This is a genomic window from Pseudomonas sp. Hz4, assembly GCF_054898165.1.
Map to the genome: position 1 here is coordinate 5,539,020 of NZ_CM142719.1, position 15,548 is coordinate 5,554,567.

The window sequence follows — 15,548 nt, forward strand, 5'->3', positions numbered from 1 at the left end:
CAACCATGGTTGCTATTACCCCAACACCCAAAATCAAGAACCTCGACAAGCTGTTGATGCACTGCCAGCGCCGTCGCTATGCGGCCAAGAGCAACATCATTTGTGCCGGCGACCGCTCGGACACGCTGTTCTTCATCATCAAAGGGTCAGTCACCATCCTGATCGAGGATGACGACGGCCGCGAAATGATCATCGCTTATCTGAATTCCGGGGACTTTTTCGGCGAGTTGGGGCTGTTCGAACAGGCCGGCCTGGAACAGGAACGCAGCGCCTGGGTGCGCGCCAAGATCGAATGCGAAGTCGCGGAGATCAGCTACGCAAAATTCCGCGAGCTGTCCCAGCAGGATCCGGACATTCTTTACGTGCTCAGCGGACAAATCGCACAGCGTCTGCGCAACACCACGCGAAAAGTCGGTGATCTGGCGTTCTTCGACGTCACCGGTCGCGTTGCGCGCTGCCTGCTGGAACTCTGCAAACAGCCGGATGCGATGACTCACCCGGACGGCATGCAGATCAAGGTGACCCGCCAGGAGATCGGGCGGATTGTCGGTTGTTCGCGTGAGATGGTCGGTCGCGTACTCAAGGATCTGGAAGAGCGCAACCTGGTGGACGTCAAAGGCAAGACCATGGTGGTCTTCGGTACGCGCTAGGCCCTGAACATGTCTGCCAGCAACTGGCGGTACAACGTGTCGAGCCGCTCCAACGCCTCAGGCGCTGCATATTTTTCATACAGGGCGATGTGGCTCTCGGCACGCACTCGCTGCTCCAGGCCACAGGCTTCATTGAAACGGTTGACCGCCGCCACCATCGACTCACGCTCGTTATCGAGCAACAAAGCACCGTGCACCAACCCTACCGGACGCGTACCGCCCTTGCTCTGACGCCAGCGCTGCGCGGTGCCAACCATCTTGCGCCCATCGAGATTGACGTTGAATCGGCCATCGCAAAACGCGCCATCAACTTCGCCCAGGGACGAAACGCCGCCCATCTCATCAAGCAGCTGACAAATCGGGTCGCAGAGTCGGCGATAAGCGGTTTCGATCCGGTTCTGGTCACCCTCGTTACGCGGTGGCGCGTAGACCAGCGCGATATTGATGGTAGAAGCCGATTGCGGCACTGGTTCACCGCCGGTTTCACGCAATAACACCGGCCAACCCGCCGCAGCCGATACCTCGCACGCGGCCTCGAACCCAGGCAGACGATTCAACCGTCGCGGCATGACCAGCGCCCGATCACTGGGTTGCCAGGACAGCAGACCAAACTCCGAATCGCCGGTGCACACATGGGCCAACAGATCCTGTTCGGCGAGCAAGCCGGCTTCGACGGTCAGAGAGATTGGCTGAGGCATGGATAACTCCGTAAGACATGAAGTCTTTGGGGTACTTGATGGCCTCTTCGCGGGCAAGCCCGCTCCCACAGGAGATCGGGTTGCCTGCGAAGATGTTTTCAGTCGAGGGTCAAGCCGCTGACCGGACCGCCGCGCTCTGGAAAGAACAGACGCTGCAGTTCGGTGCCCGGGCTTTCGGCGCGCATGAACGCTTCGCCAACCAGGAACGCATACACGTCGCTGATTTCCATCAGCTCAACATCGGCCCGGTTGAGAATGCCACTTTCGGTGATCAGCAAGCGATCACGTGGGATACGTGGCAACAGGTCGAGGGTGGTTTCCAGACTGACATCGAAGGTATGCAGGTTGCGGTTGTTGACACCCACCAGCGGAGTGTCGAGGGTTTTCAAGGCCCGCTCCAGCTCGTCGCCGTCGTGGACTTCTACCAACACATCGAGGCCGACGCTTTTGGCCACGGCCGCCAGCTCAGCCATTTTCACGTCGTCCAGTGCGGAGACGATCAGCAGCACGCAGTCGGCGCCCAACGCTCGGGCTTCAATGATCTGGTACGGATCGATCATGAAGTCCTTGCGGATCACCGGCAGTTTGCATGCCGCCCGCGCCTGTTGCAGATACGCATCGGCGCCCTGGAAGTAATCGATATCGGTGAGCACCGACAGACAGGTCGCGCCGCCCTTCTCGTAACTCTTGGCAATGTCGGCGGGAACGAAGTTCTCGCGGATTACGCCTTTGCTGGGTGAGGCTTTCTTGATTTCTGCAATGACCGCTGGCTGCTTGAGCTTGGCCTGAGCCATCAATGCCTGGGCAAAACCACGGGGTGCATCGGCCGCCTTGGCCAGACTTTCCAACTGCGCCAGGCTTACGCGAGCGCTACGCTCGGCAACCTCCTGGACTTTGCGGGCCAGAATGTTTTCCAGAACCGTCGGTACACTCATCCCTCATTCTCCACTCTGAATACCGCGGTAAATGCACCCAACTCCTCCAGTTTTTCCCGAGCGAGGCCTGTGTGCAGCGCATCGTGCGCCAGGGCAACGCCTTCTTTCAAACTGCGGGCATGGTCGGCGGCGTATAGCGCGGCACCGGCATTGAGCATGATCATTTGCGCGGCTTTCTGACCGTTCTCGGTCTTGCGCTTGCCCAGGGCATCGCGAATCAGCTCCAGGGAGGCCGCCGGGCTATCCACGGCCAGACCATGCAGGCTCTGGCTCTTCATGCCCAAGTCTTCTGGCTCGACCCAGTACTCGGTGATCTGGTCATCCTTCAATTCCGCCACAAAGGTTGGCGCCGCCAGACTGAATTCGTCCAGGCCATCCTTCGAGTGCACTACCAACACGTGTTTGCTGCCCAGACGCTGCAAGACTTCGGCCAACGGCCGGCACAACGCCTGATTGAACACGCCCACCACCTGATGCTTCACGCCGGCCGGATTCGTAAGCGGGCCGAGCATGTTGAACAGGGTACGCAGGCCCAGCTCCCGGCGCGGGCCGGCGGCGTGCTTCATGGCACTGTGGTGGGTCTGGGCGAACATGAAACCAATGCCGACGTTATCGATGCAGCGTGCTACCTGAACCGATGTCAGGTTCAGGTAGATACCGGCCGCTTCCAGCAGATCGGCGCTGCCGCTTTTGCCCGAGACCGCACGGTTACCGTGTTTGGCGACGGTGCAACCGGCCGCGGCGACTACGAACGAGGAAGCGGTCGATACGTTGAAGATATTGGCACCGTCACCACCGGTACCGACCACATCGACGACGCCATCGAGGGTCTTGAGTTCGACCTTGTCCGCCAGCTCGCGCATGACCGACACGGCGCCGACGATCTCGTCGATGCTTTCGCTCTTCATGCGCATGGCCATCATGAACGCGCCGATCTGCGCATCCGTGCATTGACCGGTCATGATTTCGCGCATGACATCGCGCATCTCATCGGTACTGAGGTCGAGCTGTTCGACGATACGGCTCAGGGCTGTCTTGATATTCATGAAAAGTCCTTAGCGCGTGCCGCCGGTTTGTTTGAGGAAGTTAGCGAACAGCTCGTGGCCCTGTTCGGTGAGGATCGACTCAGGGTGAAACTGCACGCCTTCGATGTTCAGTGTCTTGTGGCGCAGCCCCATGATCTCGTCAACCGAGCCGTCTTCGAGCTGGGTCCACGCGGTCAGCTCAAGGCAATCGGGCAGGGTTTCGCGTTTGACGATCAGTGAATGATAGCGGGTGACCGTCAGCGGATGGTTCAGGCCTTCGAAAACGCCCTTGTCCTCGTGAAACACCGGGCTGGTCTTGCCGTGCATCACTTGGCGGGCGCGAACCACATCGCCGCCAAACGCCTGGCCGATAGACTGATGGCCCAGGCAGACGCCGAGAATCGGCAGTTTTCCACCAAAATGCTTGATTACGTCAATCGAGACGCCTGCTTCGTTCGGGGTGCAAGGACCGGGGGAGACGACGATCCGCTCAGGGTTGAGGGCTTCGATTTCAGCGATGGTGAGCTCATCGTTGCGCACGACTTTGACCTGGGAGCCGAGCTCACCAAGGTACTGCACAACGTTGTAGGTAAAAGAGTCGTAGTTATCGATCATCAGCAACATGGCGTTATGAACCTCTTGAATTCACTGACTTTAATACAGCCTTCGAATGAGTTACCCGCAGCGTCCTGCGCTTTGTCAGTCGCTGGAATCGCGCAGCAAAACGGTTTGTCTTTCGGGTAAAGAAGGCAAAGCGGTAAAGATCCGGCCGGGCCGGCAGAAGGATTCAGGCGCGCCAACGCCAACGGGCGTGTGCCTTGATGACTTGATCCAGAAGTTTGCTGACGATCAACACGGGGAAGGTCTCATTTATACGTCTCGGCACAGTAACTTAGCTGGGCAGAGCGCGCAATATGGCGCGATCGAAGCGCATGAAACAATCGACGGGTTCGCGCCAAACGGCAACAGGCTCTATAGTTTTTGGCACGGTCGTTTTGCTCACTAAAACAATAACAAACGGACTTGCTCATGATCAGACAGACGTTGTTTGTACCGCTTGCCGGCTGCTTGCTCGCTATGGCCTGCACCCAGGCGATCGCGGCGCCCAACCCTTACTCGAACTTCATCGTCTTCGGTGACAGCCTCAACGATGCAGGACAGTTTACCGACACGGGCGGCCCCGCCGGTGCCACCCTGCGCTTCACTAACCGGACCGGGCCGATCTATCTGAATGGCAGTGGCGAAGTCTATTCCGCCAACTCGACGCAACTGCTGGGCGCAAGACTTGGGTTTTCACCAGACCAGACGGCCGCTTCGACCTCGGCGGCGCGTGCCAACCAGGGACTGCCGGACGGCAATAACTGGGCGGTTGGCGGCTACCGCACCGACCAGATCCTCAACTCGATCACCACTGCCTCCGCCACCGGTGAACGCGCCCGTTTGGGCTATCTGCCGGCAAACAATTTGCGCGCCGACCCGAACGCGCTGTATTACCTCTCCGGGGGTGGTAACGATTTTCTTCAGGGGCGTGTTCAAAGTGCCGCTCAGGCGAATGCCGCTGCCGATCGACTGGCCAACAGCGTCCAGGTTCTGCAAACCGCCGGCGCCAGGTACATCATGGTCTGGTTGTTGCCCGACCTGGGTTTGACGCCCGCCCTCAATGGCACTCCCCTACAACCAGCAACCTCATTGCTGAGCGGCGCGTTCAACCGGCAGTTGGTCACCCGTCTCGCGGGGATTGATGCCGAAATCATCCCGTTGAATATTCCATTGCTGTTGCAGGAAACCTTCGCTGACCCGGCGCGATTCGGTCTGGCCACCAACCAGAATCTGACCGCCACCTGCTTCAGCGGTAACGGCTGTACCGAAAACGCTACGTATGGCATCAACAGTGGCACCCCGGATCCAAGCAAGCTGATCTATAACGATGGCGTTCACCCGACCGAAACCGGGCAAAAGCTGATTTCCGACTACGCCTATTCCCTGTTGGCAGCGCCTTGGGAACTGACGCTGCTGCCGGAAATGGCCCACGCCACCTTACGTGCTCATCAGGACGAAATGCGCAGCCAATGGCAATCGGACTGGGAGAACTGGCAGGCGGTCGGCCAATGGCGCGCCATTGTCGCTGGCGGTGGTCAGCATCTCGATGTCGACAGCCAAAGCAGCGGCGCCAACGCTGATGGCAGTGGTTACAGCTTGAATATCGGTGGCAGCTATCGTCTCAATGAAGCCTGGCGTGTGGGCGTAGCGGCCGGGTTCTATCGGCAGAATCTTGAAGCAGGCAATAATGATTCGGACTACAAACTCAACAGCTACCTGGCCACCGCTTTTGCCCAGTTCCAACAGAACCGCTGGTGGGCTGATGCCGCGTTGACCGGCGGCAAGCTGGATTACGACAACCTCAAACGCAAATTCGACCTGGGCGCCAGCGAAGGGGCGGAAAAAGGCGATACCGATGGCTATCTCTGGGCCTTCAGCACACGCGTTGGCTACGACATTGCGCAGCCGGGCAGCGAGTGGCACCTGTCGCCGTTCGTCAGCGCCGATTACGCGAAAGTGGAAGTCGACGGCTATTCGGAAAACAGCAACCGCTCCACGGCACTGACCTTTGATGACCAGAAACGCGACTCGAAACGACTGGGCGTAGGTTTGCAAGGCAAGTACCAAATCACCCGACAAACTCAAGTGTTCGGCGAATACGCGCACGAGCGTGAGTATGAGGATGACGTCCAGAAGGTGAATATCGCCCTCAACAGCCTGCCATCCCTGGACTTCAAGCTTGATGGCTATACACCGCAAAGCCACTTGAATCGCGTGAGCCTGGGGGTCAGCCACAAGTTGACGGCCGACCTGGCGCTGCGTGGCGGTTACACGTTCCGCAAGGATGATGACTTCACCCAGCAAGGGGTGACCGTCGGGGTCAGTCTGGATTTCTGATAACCGACATCGACCTGCGGGAGCGAGCCTGCTCGCGAAGGCGGCATTTCATTCAACATTTAAGGTGAATGACACTCCGCTTTCGCGAACAGGCTCGCTCCCACAGGGATGGGTTACTCCGGGGTTTGTTCCGCCAGGGCCACCGCACGGAACATCGCGCGGCGCTTGTTCAGCGTTTCTTCCCATTCCAGCGCCGGCACCGAGTCGGCAACGATGCCGCCACCGGCCTGCACGTGCAGTTCGCCGTTCTTGATCACAGCGGTGCGGATCGCGATCGCAGTGTCCATGTTGCCGTTCCAGGCGAAGTAACCGACCGCGCCGCCATAGACGCCACGCTTGACCGGTTCCAGTTCGTCGATGATTTCCATCGCGCGGATTTTCGGTGCGCCAGACAAGGTGCCCGCCGGCAGAATCGCCCGCAGTGCGTCCATCGCCGTCAGCCCAGCCTTCAGTTGACCGGTGACGTTGGAAACGATGTGCATCACGTTGGAATAACGCTCGATGACCATCTTCTCGGTGAGTTTCACCGAACCGATCTCCGAGACCCGACCCGTGTCGTTACGGCCCAGGTCGATCAGCATCAAGTGCTCGGCAATTTCCTTGTCGTCGGACAGCAGGTCTTTTTCCAGCGCCAGGTCAGCCTCTTCGTTGGCCCCGCGTGGGCGAGTGCCGGCAATCGGGCGCACGGTGATCAGGTTGTCTTCGACCCGCACCAGCACTTCAGGCGAACTGCCGACGACGTGGAAGTCGCCGAAGTTGAAGAAGTACATATAAGGCGTCGGGTTGAAGCAACGCAGCGCCCGGTACAGATCAATCGGCGCGGCCTTGAAATCAATCGACATGCGCTGGGACGGCACGACCTGCATGCAGTCACCGGCCAGGATGTATTCCTTGATGGTATCGACGGCTTTTTCGTAATCGTTTTGGGTGAAGCTCGAACGAAAGACCGGATCAGCAGACTGTTGTTTGCTGAAATCCAGGCCACGACGCGGGGTGATCGGTTGACGGAGTTTTTCCAGCAGCTCTTCCAGTCGTGCCTGACCTTGCTCGAAGGCATCTGCTTGCGACGGATCGGCCAGAACAATCGCGTGCATCTTGCCGGCGAGGTTGTCGAACACCACCACCGCGTCGGACACCATCAGCAGAATGTCCGGCACGCCCAATGGATCCGGGTTCGGGCATTTGCCTAGACGCTTTTCTACATACCGCACGCAGTCGTAACCGAAGTAACCCACCAGACCGCCATTGAAGCGCGGCAGGCCAGGGATGGTCGGCACGTTGTAGCGAGCTTTGAATTCTTCGACAAAGGCCAGCGGATCTTCAGCCTCATGACTTTCGATCTCGACGCCATCGTGGGTCACGCTGACGTGATGGTCGTGAACCCGCAGCACGGTGCGGCACGGCAGGCCGATGATCGAGTAACGGCCCCACTTCTCCCCGCCCTGCACCGATTCCAGCAGGTAGGTGTTGGGCTCGTCAGCCAATTTCAGGTAGATCGACAGCGGCGTGTCGAAGTCGGCCAGGGTTTCGCAGGCCAGTGGTATGCGGTTGTAGCCGGCAGCGGCCAAACGCAGGAATTCTTCGCGGATCATGGGGTAGCCTCGTGGCTTGAGGGTCTAACAGTCAAGTATGCAAACGCGCCGGTAGGCCGGCGAGGAACAAGTCAGGCGCGCCAACGCCAGCGGGCCAGGGCCTTGATGACTTTCATCCAGAGTTTGCGAGTGACCACCACGATGGCGTTTCCAGAAGGGGGTTGAACAGCGTTGGGCAACGTTATCTCAGCGGCCGGATCCAGGCAACCGCGAATTAACTTGCGCAGATCGTCGATCACCAGCGACGGCGACTCTTCGGCAATGGGCCGGCCGTGGTTATAGCCGTAACTGAGCGCCACGCATTTAACCCCCGCCGCTTTCGCCGCCAGCACATCGCTGCGCGAGTCGCCGACAAATAACGATTGAGACGCGGGAATGCTGGCCATTTTCATCACAAAAAACAGCGCCGCCGGGTCGGGCTTCTTCTGCGGCAGTGTGTCGCCGCCGATGATCCATTTGAAGTAACGACCGATTTTCATCTGATCCAGCAGCGGCGCAACGAAACGCTCCGGCTTGTTGGTGATCAGCGCCATCACTACACCCTGCTTGTGCAGCCATTTCAGGGTGTCGCGCACGCCGGGGTAAACCACCGTCAGCGCGTGACCGTCCTCATAAAAGCCGTTGAACAACGCCAGGGCACGCTCGGCTTCGACCTCATCGACACCCTCGGCGTCGATGTGGTTGGCCAAGGCCCGGCGCACCAGTACGTGCACGCCGTTGCCCACCCACTCACGCACCGATGCGGTACCAGCAGGTTGACGCCCGAGTTTGAGCAGCATGTTATCCACAGCCGCTGCGAGGTCGGGGACCGAATCGACCAGCGTGCCATCCAGATCGAACATCACCAACCGCGGCAGAGACCCCGGGAACAGCTGCTCAAAGCCACTCATGGGCGGGCCAGCGCCAGTTCGCAACGCATCTTTTCAATCACCTCTTGGTAGTTCGGTGCATTGAAGATCGCCGAGCCGGCGACAAAGGTGTCGGCGCCCGCAGCGGCGATTTCACGAATGTTGTTGACGTTCACGCCGCCGTCGATTTCCAGGCGGATGTCACGGCCGGAGGCATCGATCAGCGCCCGCGCTTCACGCAGCTTGTCGAGGGTGCCGGGGATGAACTTCTGCCCACCGAAGCCAGGGTTGACGCTCATCAGCAGGATCATGTCGACCTTGTCCATCACGTACTTGAGCACGTCCAGCGGGGTCGCCGGATTGAACACCAGGCCCGACTTGCAGCCACCTTCGCGGATCAGTTGCAGGGAACGGTCAACATGCTGGCTGGCTTCCGGATGGAAGGTAATGTACGTCGCGCCGGCCTCGATGAAGTCACCGACGATGCGGTCCACCGGGCTGACCATCAGGTGCGCGTCGATCGGCGCGGTCACGCCGTACTTACGCAGTGCGGCGCAGACCATCGGGCCGATGGTCAGGTTCGGCACGTAATGGTTGTCCATGACATCGAAGTGGACGAAGTCGGCACCGGCGGCCAGGACGTTGTCCACCTCTTCACCCAGGCGGGCGAAGTCGGCGGAGAGAATCGACGGAGCAATGACGAAGGGCTGCATGACGCACCTTTTTTGAGCAGAATCACGATGGCGCGCATTGTATACCGCATGCTTTGGCGCGCGCACCGTGACGCGATAATCAGTAAGCCGCCCTATAGATTTTCTCGATATCGACGGCGCTCAATTTGCGCGGATTGTTGCGCATCAGACGCTCAATTCCCGCCGCCTCCACGGCCATGGCCGGTAGAGCGTCCTCGGGAACACCGAAGCTGCGCAAGCCCGGCGGGATTTCCACCGCGGCGCACAGCTCGGTCATCGCCTCCACGGCTTTGTCGGCCGCGTCATTGACGCTCAGATGAGCGGTCTTCACCCCCATGGCCTCGGCAATATCCTGCATGCGCTCCACGCAGGCGATTTTGTTCCAGGTCATGACATACGGCAGCAGCAAGGCATTGCTGACCCCATGGGCGATGTTGAACCGCCCGCCCAGCGGATACGCCAGCGCATGCACCGCGCCGACCCCGGCATTACCGAACGCCATACCGGCCATCAGGCTGGCGGTGGCCATGTCTTCGCGGGCCTGGAGGTTGGACGGATTGGCGTAGGCCTTGGGCAGCGCCTTGGCGATGAGCTTGATGGCGCCGATGGCCAGCGCGTCGGTAATCGGTGAGGCGTTCAGCGACAGATAGGATTCGATGGCGTGCACCAGTGCATCGACGCCACTGGCGGCAGTGACACTGCGCGGGCAGGTCAGGGTCATTTGTGGGCTGACCAGCGCCACGTCCGGTAATAGATAGTCGCTGACAATGCCTTTCTTCAGCTGCGCAGCCTTGTCGGAGAGGATCGCCACGTTGGTGACTTCCGAGCCGGTGCCGGCGGTGGTCGGGATGGCGATCAGCGGCGGGCCTTTGCGCGGCACCTGTTCGATGCCGAACAGATCCTCCAGCGCCCCGTGATAACCGGCGTAGGCCGCGACACTTTTAGCGATGTCGATGGCACTGCCGCCGCCCAGGCCGATCAATCCGTCGTGCCCGCCCTCGCGGTAGACCCGCATGCAGTCTTCGACGATGGCGATTTCCGGGTCTGGCAGCACACGGTCGAAAATTTCGTAGGTTCGGTCGCCCAGCTGCGCCAGCGCCAGCTCGACCGTGCCGGACTTGACCAGTGCTGCATCGGTGACGATCAGCGGGTTGTCGATGTCCAGGCGTGTCAGTTCAGCCGCCAGTTGCTCGATGGCACCGGCGCCGGTGATCAGTTTGTGAGCGATTTTGAAAGAGGAAAGACTCATGTGCGCAGCCTCTTATAGATAGGGGAGCTGGGCACAAGAGTAGCTGGGGATTTGGGATTGTCTGCTATTCAGGCCGTGAATGAACCATACCCGTAGCATGATCGTTCCCACGCTCCGCGTGGGGATGCAGCCAGAGACGCTCTGCGTCCCAAGAGCGGACGCGGAGCGTCCGGTGAGGCATTCCCACGCAGAGCGTGGGAACGATCATTGCGTACAGGTCAGACCTGGGCGGTGCGCAGTTTCTCGCTGCGCCCACGCAGCCATTCCAGCGTCAGCAGCAGGATCACCGAGAAGGCGATCAGCAGCGTCGCAGCCGCTGCAATGGTCGGGCTGAGGTTTTCACGGATGCCGCTGAACATCTGCCGTGGCAAGGTCGCTTGTTCGGGGCCTGCGAGGAACAGCGTCACCACCACTTCATCGAACGAGGTCGCAAAGGCGAACAGCGCACCGGAAATTACACCGGGTGCAATCAACGGCAAGGTCACCCGACGGAACGCCGTCAGGGGCGAAGCGCCAAGGCTCGCAGCAGCGCGCACCAGGTTGTGGTTAAACCCCTGCAACGTCGCCGACACCGTGATGATCACAAACGGCACACCCAACACCGCATGCACCACGATCAGCGAGAAAAAGCTGTTGCCCAATCCCAGCGGGGCGAAGAACAGATAACTCGCCACACCAATGATCACCACTGGCACCACCATCGGCGAAATCACCAGCGCCATCACCAGCGCCTTGCCGCGGAAGTCGCCCCGCGTCAGGCCAATCGCCGCCAGCGTGCCGAAGATCATCGCCAGCACGGTCGCCGCCGGGGCGACGATGACGCTGTTCCTCAACGCGCGCATCCATTCCGCTGAGGCGAAAAAGTCCTGATACCACTGCAGCGAGAAGCCTTGCAGCGGATAGACCAGGAAACTGCCCGAGTTGAACGACAGCGGAATGATCACCAGCACCGGCAGAATCAGGAACAACAAAATCAAGCCGCAGAGAATCCGCAAGCTGTAGAACCACACCCGCTCAATGGGCGACATATAAGGACTCAGCATTTCGTTCTCCCCTTAGCTCAGGCGCAGGCGACTGGCGCCCACCAGCCAGCTGTAAATCAGATAAAGCACCACGGTCGCCAACAGCAGCAGCCCACCGAGTGCGGTCGCCATGCCCCAGTTGATGCTGGTGTTGGTGTAAAAGGCAACGAAGTAACTGACCATCTGATCGTTCGGGCTGCCCAGCAAGGCCGGGGTGATGTAGTAGCCGATGGCGAGGATGAACACCAACAGGCAACCGGCGCCGACACCGGCATAGGTTTGCGGGAAGTACACCCGCCAGAAACTGGCGAACGGGTGGCAGCCGAGGGAAATCGCGGCGCGCATGTAGGTTGGCGAAATGCCTTTCATCACGCTGTAGATCGGCAGAATCATGAACGGCAGCAGGATGTGCACCATGGAGATGTAAACCCCGGTGCGGTTGAACACCAGTTCCAGCGGTTTATCGATGATGCCCATGGCCATCAGACCGCTGTTGATCAGTCCGCCCGATTGCAGCAGCACGATCCACGCCGCGACCCGCACCAGGATCGAGGTCCAGAACGGCAGCAGCACCAGGATCATCAACAAGTTGCTTTGCCGCGATGGCAGATTCGCCAGCAGGTAGGCCAACGGATACGCCAGCACCAGGCAGATCACGGTGATGATCAGCCCCATCCAGAAGGTCCGGGCGAAGATGTCGAGGTAGATCGCCTGATCAGGTGTGGCCGGGGCGATTTCGCCGAGGTCGTCGATACGGTGATCGACCGCCGCCAGCAAGTAATACGGCGTAATGTTACTGGTGTTGCGGCGCACGGCTTGCCAGTAGGCCGGGTCGCCCCAGCGCTCGTCGAGACCTTCCAGCGCTTCTTTATAGGAGGCCGGTTCAGTGGCGAACGGTAAGGCACGTGCAGTTTTGGTCAGCAGGCTGCGGTAACCGGCCAACTCCATGTTCAAGCGCTTGGACAGGTCGCCCAAGGTCTGATTCTTGCGGGCCTCAGCGAGGTCTTCGCTGGCCGCCTTGTAGACCGGTTCAGCGGGCAGGCCTCGGCCATCCCAACTGGCGATGGCCGCCACGGTGCGCGGCATGCCGCCGACTACTTCCGGGTTACCGACGCTTTTGTAGAGCAGCGCCACGATGGGCACCAGAAACACCAGCAACAGAAACAACACCAATGGCGCGATCAAGGCTTGTGCTTTCCAGCGGTTGATCCGCTCGGCGTGCTTGAGCCGCTGCTTCAGGGTGGGGTCAGTGCCCGCGTTCAGGGGAATGGCGGTGGCCATGGCGTACTCCGGAAATCTTTGATCGTTACAGAGGCGGCATGCCACCTCGAACTTTGGCACTGATCGTTCCCACGCTCTGCGTGGGAATGCATCCAGTGACGCTCTGCGTCACAAGGGACGCGGAGCGTCCCGGGCGGCATTCCCACGCGGAGCGTGGGAACGATCAACTGCGGGTGTGATTACTTCGCAGCCCAGGAATTGAAGCGCTGTTCCAGTTGCTCTCCGTTGTCAGCCCAGAAGCTGACGTCGATCTGCACCTGGTTGGCGATGTTTTCCGGGGTGGTCGGCATGTCTTTCAGGACATCCTTGGCCAGCAACGGTACGGCCTGGATGTTGGCCGGGCCGTAGGCGATGTTTTCCGAGTAAGTCTTCTGCTGTTGTGGCTGCACCGAGAACGCGATGAATTTCTTCGCCGCCTCAGCACGCGCCTTGTCCAGACCTTTTGGAATGGCCCATGCGTCGAAGTCGTAGATACCACCGTTCCACACGACTTTCAGGTTGCTTTCTTTCTGCACGGCAGCGATCCGGCCGTTATAGGCCGAGCTCATGACCACGTCACCGGAAGCGAGGTACTGCGGCGGTTGCGCGCCGGCTTCCCACCACTGGATGCTTGGCTTGAGTTCATCGAGTTTTTTGAACGCGCGATCCTGACCATCCTTGCCGGCCAGCACCTTGTAGACGTCTTTTGGCGCAACACCGTCGGCCATCAGAGCGAATTCGAGGGTGTACTTGGCGCCTTTACGCAGGCCACGTTTGCCCGGGAATTTCTTGGTGTCCCAGAAATCCACCCAGCTGGTCGGTGCGGATTTCAGCTTGTCGGCGTTGTAGGCCAGCACGGTCGACCACACGAAGAAGCCCACGCCGCACGGCTGGATAGCGCCTTTTACGTAATCTTCGGATTTGCCGAACAGCGCCGGGTCGAGTTGCTCGAACATGTCTTCGTCGCAACCACGGGACAGTTCTGGCGATTCAACTTCCACCAGGTCCCAGGACACGCTCTTGGTGTCGACCATGGCTTTGACCTTGGCCATTTCGCCGTTGTACTCGCCTGCCACGATCTTGCCGTTGCCTGCCGCTTCCCACGGTGCATAGAAGGCTTTGACCTGCGCTGCCTTGTTCGCCCCGCCAAAGGACACCACGGTCAGGTCCGGGCCCGCCGCCGTTGCGTGTGCCGCACCGATCATGCCCATGACCAAAGCGGTGAATTTCAGGGATCTCAACATTTATTGTTCTCTCCACGTGCAGGGTTGGTGTTGGTGTAGCAGGGGGCGATCAGTTCGCCTCTAGAAGTGGGTCGAGCGCGCGAACGTGTTCGACCTGCCAGCCAAGCGGTACCACGTCGCCGACAGCCAGCGCGGGATCGAGCTCGGCAATCGGTTGTTTCACAAAGAAATCGGTCTTGCCGCAGACTTCCAGGCGAACCCGGACGTGGTCGCCCAGATAGATGAATTCCGCCACCCTCCCCGAGAAGCGATTGACGCAGGACTCGCTCGAACCATTGAGGCTCACGCGTTCCGGACGAATCGACAGCGTGACGGGTTCGCCGGTCTTGCCGACGTTGACTGCCAGGGCTTCAACCTTTTCACCGCGACCGAGCTCGACCACACAGCGGTCGCCGGTGTGGCTGTGCAAGCGGCCGTTGAGACGATTGTTCTCGCCGATGAAGTTGGCGACGAAGGTATTTTTCGGTTCTTCGTAGAGGCTGCGCGGTGAAGCGATCTGCTGGATCTCGCCTTGGTGGAACACCGCCACGCGGTCGGACATGGTCAAGGCTTCACCCTGGTCGTGGGTCACGTAGACCACGGTAACGCCGAGGCGCTGATGCAGATGCTTGATCTCCATCTGCATGTGTTCGCGCAGTTGTTTGTCCAGTGCGCCGAGGGGTTCGTCCATCAGCACCAGTTGCGGTTCGAACACCAATGCGCGGGCCAGGGCCACACGCTGTTGCTGACCACCGGACAGTTGCGCCGGATAGCGCTGGGCGAAGGTGTCGAGCTGAACCATGCTCAGGACGCGCTTGACCCGATCACTGACGTCGCTCTTGTTCAAGCCACGCACGGTCAACGGGAAGCCCAGGTTCTCGGCCACGGTCATGTGCGGGAACAGCGCGTAATTCTGGAACACCATGCCAATGTCGCGCTTGTGCGGCGGCACGTTGTTGATTGACCGCCCGGCCAGCAGGATTTCGCCTGCGGTCGGGGTTTCGAAACCGGCGAGCATCATCAGGCTGGTGGTCTTGCCGGAGCCGGACGGCCCGAGCAAGGTGAGAAATTCGCCTTTGCGAATATCCAGGTTGAGGTCTTTGACGATCAGGTTCTCGCCGTCGTAGCTTTTTTGCACTCCACGAAAGCTGACCAGAATATCGCTGGCCCCTGCGTTTGAATCGACCTGGCTCATACCCACACCTTTGTTGTTAATGACTGCTGTGGACTAAGCCTAGTGGACGCTGGTGACCGCGCAAATCGGGGCGCAGGAGAGAATGGCCTCAGCCGGATGGAAGGTTGGGGGTAGGGATTGCCCTACAAGGATGGCGGGGATGGATAGGGGCAGTGGCAAGCTTGACGCTGGACGTCGCAAGAACGGGCAAAAGTGGTTTCTCAGGATGTCGCAAATGGATAT

Annotated in this window: 15 protein-coding genes; 3 read left to right on the plus strand and 12 right to left on the minus strand. The window is 59.8% G+C overall.

From position 1 onward, the window contains the following. Positions 1–5: 5 nt before the first annotated feature. A complete protein-coding gene (gene crp, locus ACYZTR_RS25615; RefSeq protein ID WP_008147233.1) occupies positions 6–650 on the plus strand; it encodes a cAMP-activated global transcriptional regulator CRP in 645 nt (214 codons plus the stop codon). Here crp and ACYZTR_RS25620 read toward each other — a convergent pair. The 4 genes from ACYZTR_RS25620 to ACYZTR_RS25635 all read right to left on the minus strand — a co-directional run bounded on the left by ACYZTR_RS25620 (position 647) and on the right by ACYZTR_RS25635 (position 3,932). Then, complete coding sequence (locus ACYZTR_RS25620; RefSeq protein ID WP_461974830.1) at positions 647–1,348, minus strand: lipoate--protein ligase family protein; 702 nt, start codon at positions 1,346–1,348, stop codon at positions 647–649. The two genes, crp and ACYZTR_RS25620, sit on opposite strands and share 4 nt — an antisense overlap. Positions 1,349–1,446: 98 nt before the next feature. Then, the gene (gene trpC / locus ACYZTR_RS25625; RefSeq protein ID WP_461974832.1) at positions 1,447–2,283 is read right to left on the minus strand and encodes an indole-3-glycerol phosphate synthase TrpC; all 837 of its coding nucleotides are present in this window, start codon (positions 2,281–2,283) and stop codon (positions 1,447–1,449) included. Further along, positions 2,280–3,329: an anthranilate phosphoribosyltransferase gene (gene trpD / locus ACYZTR_RS25630; protein WP_461974834.1), complete on the minus strand. Its 1,050-nt coding sequence runs from the start codon at positions 3,327–3,329 to the stop codon at positions 2,280–2,282. The genes trpC and trpD overlap by 4 nt, the downstream gene beginning before the upstream one ends. 9 nt (positions 3,330–3,338) lie before the next feature. Beyond that, complete coding sequence (locus ACYZTR_RS25635; RefSeq protein WP_033056198.1) at positions 3,339–3,932, minus strand: aminodeoxychorismate/anthranilate synthase component II; 594 nt, start codon at positions 3,930–3,932, stop codon at positions 3,339–3,341. A 46-nt stretch (positions 3,933–3,978) separates the two neighbouring features. Between ACYZTR_RS25635 and ACYZTR_RS25640 the strand changes: the two genes are divergently transcribed. Both ACYZTR_RS25640 and estP read left to right on the plus strand, forming a co-directional pair. Continuing rightward, positions 3,979–4,314, plus strand: coding sequence for a hypothetical protein (locus ACYZTR_RS25640; RefSeq protein WP_461974837.1), 336 nt, complete (start codon positions 3,979–3,981; stop codon positions 4,312–4,314). A 23-nt stretch (positions 4,315–4,337) separates the two neighbouring features. Next, a complete protein-coding gene (estP, locus tag ACYZTR_RS25645) occupies positions 4,338–6,245 on the plus strand; it encodes an esterase EstP (protein WP_461974839.1) in 1,908 nt (635 codons plus the stop codon). A gap of 113 nt (positions 6,246–6,358) precedes the next feature. Here the strand turns inward: estP and trpE are convergent, their stop codons facing one another. From trpE to ACYZTR_RS25685, 8 genes are all read right to left on the minus strand, one after another. Next, positions 6,359–7,837 carry an anthranilate synthase component I gene (trpE, locus tag ACYZTR_RS25650; RefSeq protein ID WP_461974841.1) on the minus strand — a complete coding sequence of 493 codons (1,479 nt, stop codon included), beginning with the start codon at positions 7,835–7,837 and terminating at the stop codon, positions 6,359–6,361. A 71-nt stretch (positions 7,838–7,908) separates the two neighbouring features. After that, positions 7,909–8,727 (minus strand): phosphoglycolate phosphatase, encoded by an 819-nt coding sequence (locus ACYZTR_RS25655; protein ID WP_461974843.1) that lies wholly within the window; start codon positions 8,725–8,727, stop codon positions 7,909–7,911. Further along, positions 8,724–9,398, minus strand: a complete 675-nt coding sequence (gene rpe, locus ACYZTR_RS25660) for a ribulose-phosphate 3-epimerase (RefSeq protein WP_461974845.1) — start codon at positions 9,396–9,398, stop codon at positions 8,724–8,726. Before rpe ends, ACYZTR_RS25655 begins: the two co-directional genes overlap by 4 nt. A gap of 79 nt (positions 9,399–9,477) precedes the next feature. After that, complete coding sequence (locus ACYZTR_RS25665; protein ID WP_461974847.1) at positions 9,478–10,626, minus strand: iron-containing alcohol dehydrogenase; 1,149 nt, start codon at positions 10,624–10,626, stop codon at positions 9,478–9,480. Between the two features lie 218 nt (positions 10,627–10,844). Then, positions 10,845–11,669, minus strand: coding sequence for an ABC transporter permease (locus ACYZTR_RS25670; protein ID WP_461974849.1), 825 nt, complete (start codon positions 11,667–11,669; stop codon positions 10,845–10,847). A 12-nt stretch (positions 11,670–11,681) separates the two neighbouring features. Next, a complete protein-coding gene (locus ACYZTR_RS25675; RefSeq protein ID WP_131061006.1) occupies positions 11,682–12,929 on the minus strand; it encodes an ABC transporter permease in 1,248 nt (415 codons plus the stop codon). Between the two features lie 179 nt (positions 12,930–13,108). Further along, positions 13,109–14,152 carry an ABC transporter substrate-binding protein gene (locus tag ACYZTR_RS25680; RefSeq protein WP_461974851.1) on the minus strand — a complete coding sequence of 348 codons (1,044 nt, stop codon included), beginning with the start codon at positions 14,150–14,152 and terminating at the stop codon, positions 13,109–13,111. Positions 14,153–14,201: 49 nt separating this feature from the next. Continuing rightward, on the minus strand, positions 14,202–15,326 hold the full coding sequence (locus tag ACYZTR_RS25685; RefSeq protein ID WP_461974853.1) for an ABC transporter ATP-binding protein: 1,125 nt from the start codon (positions 15,324–15,326) through the stop codon (positions 14,202–14,204). Positions 15,327–15,548 lie beyond the last annotated feature (222 nt).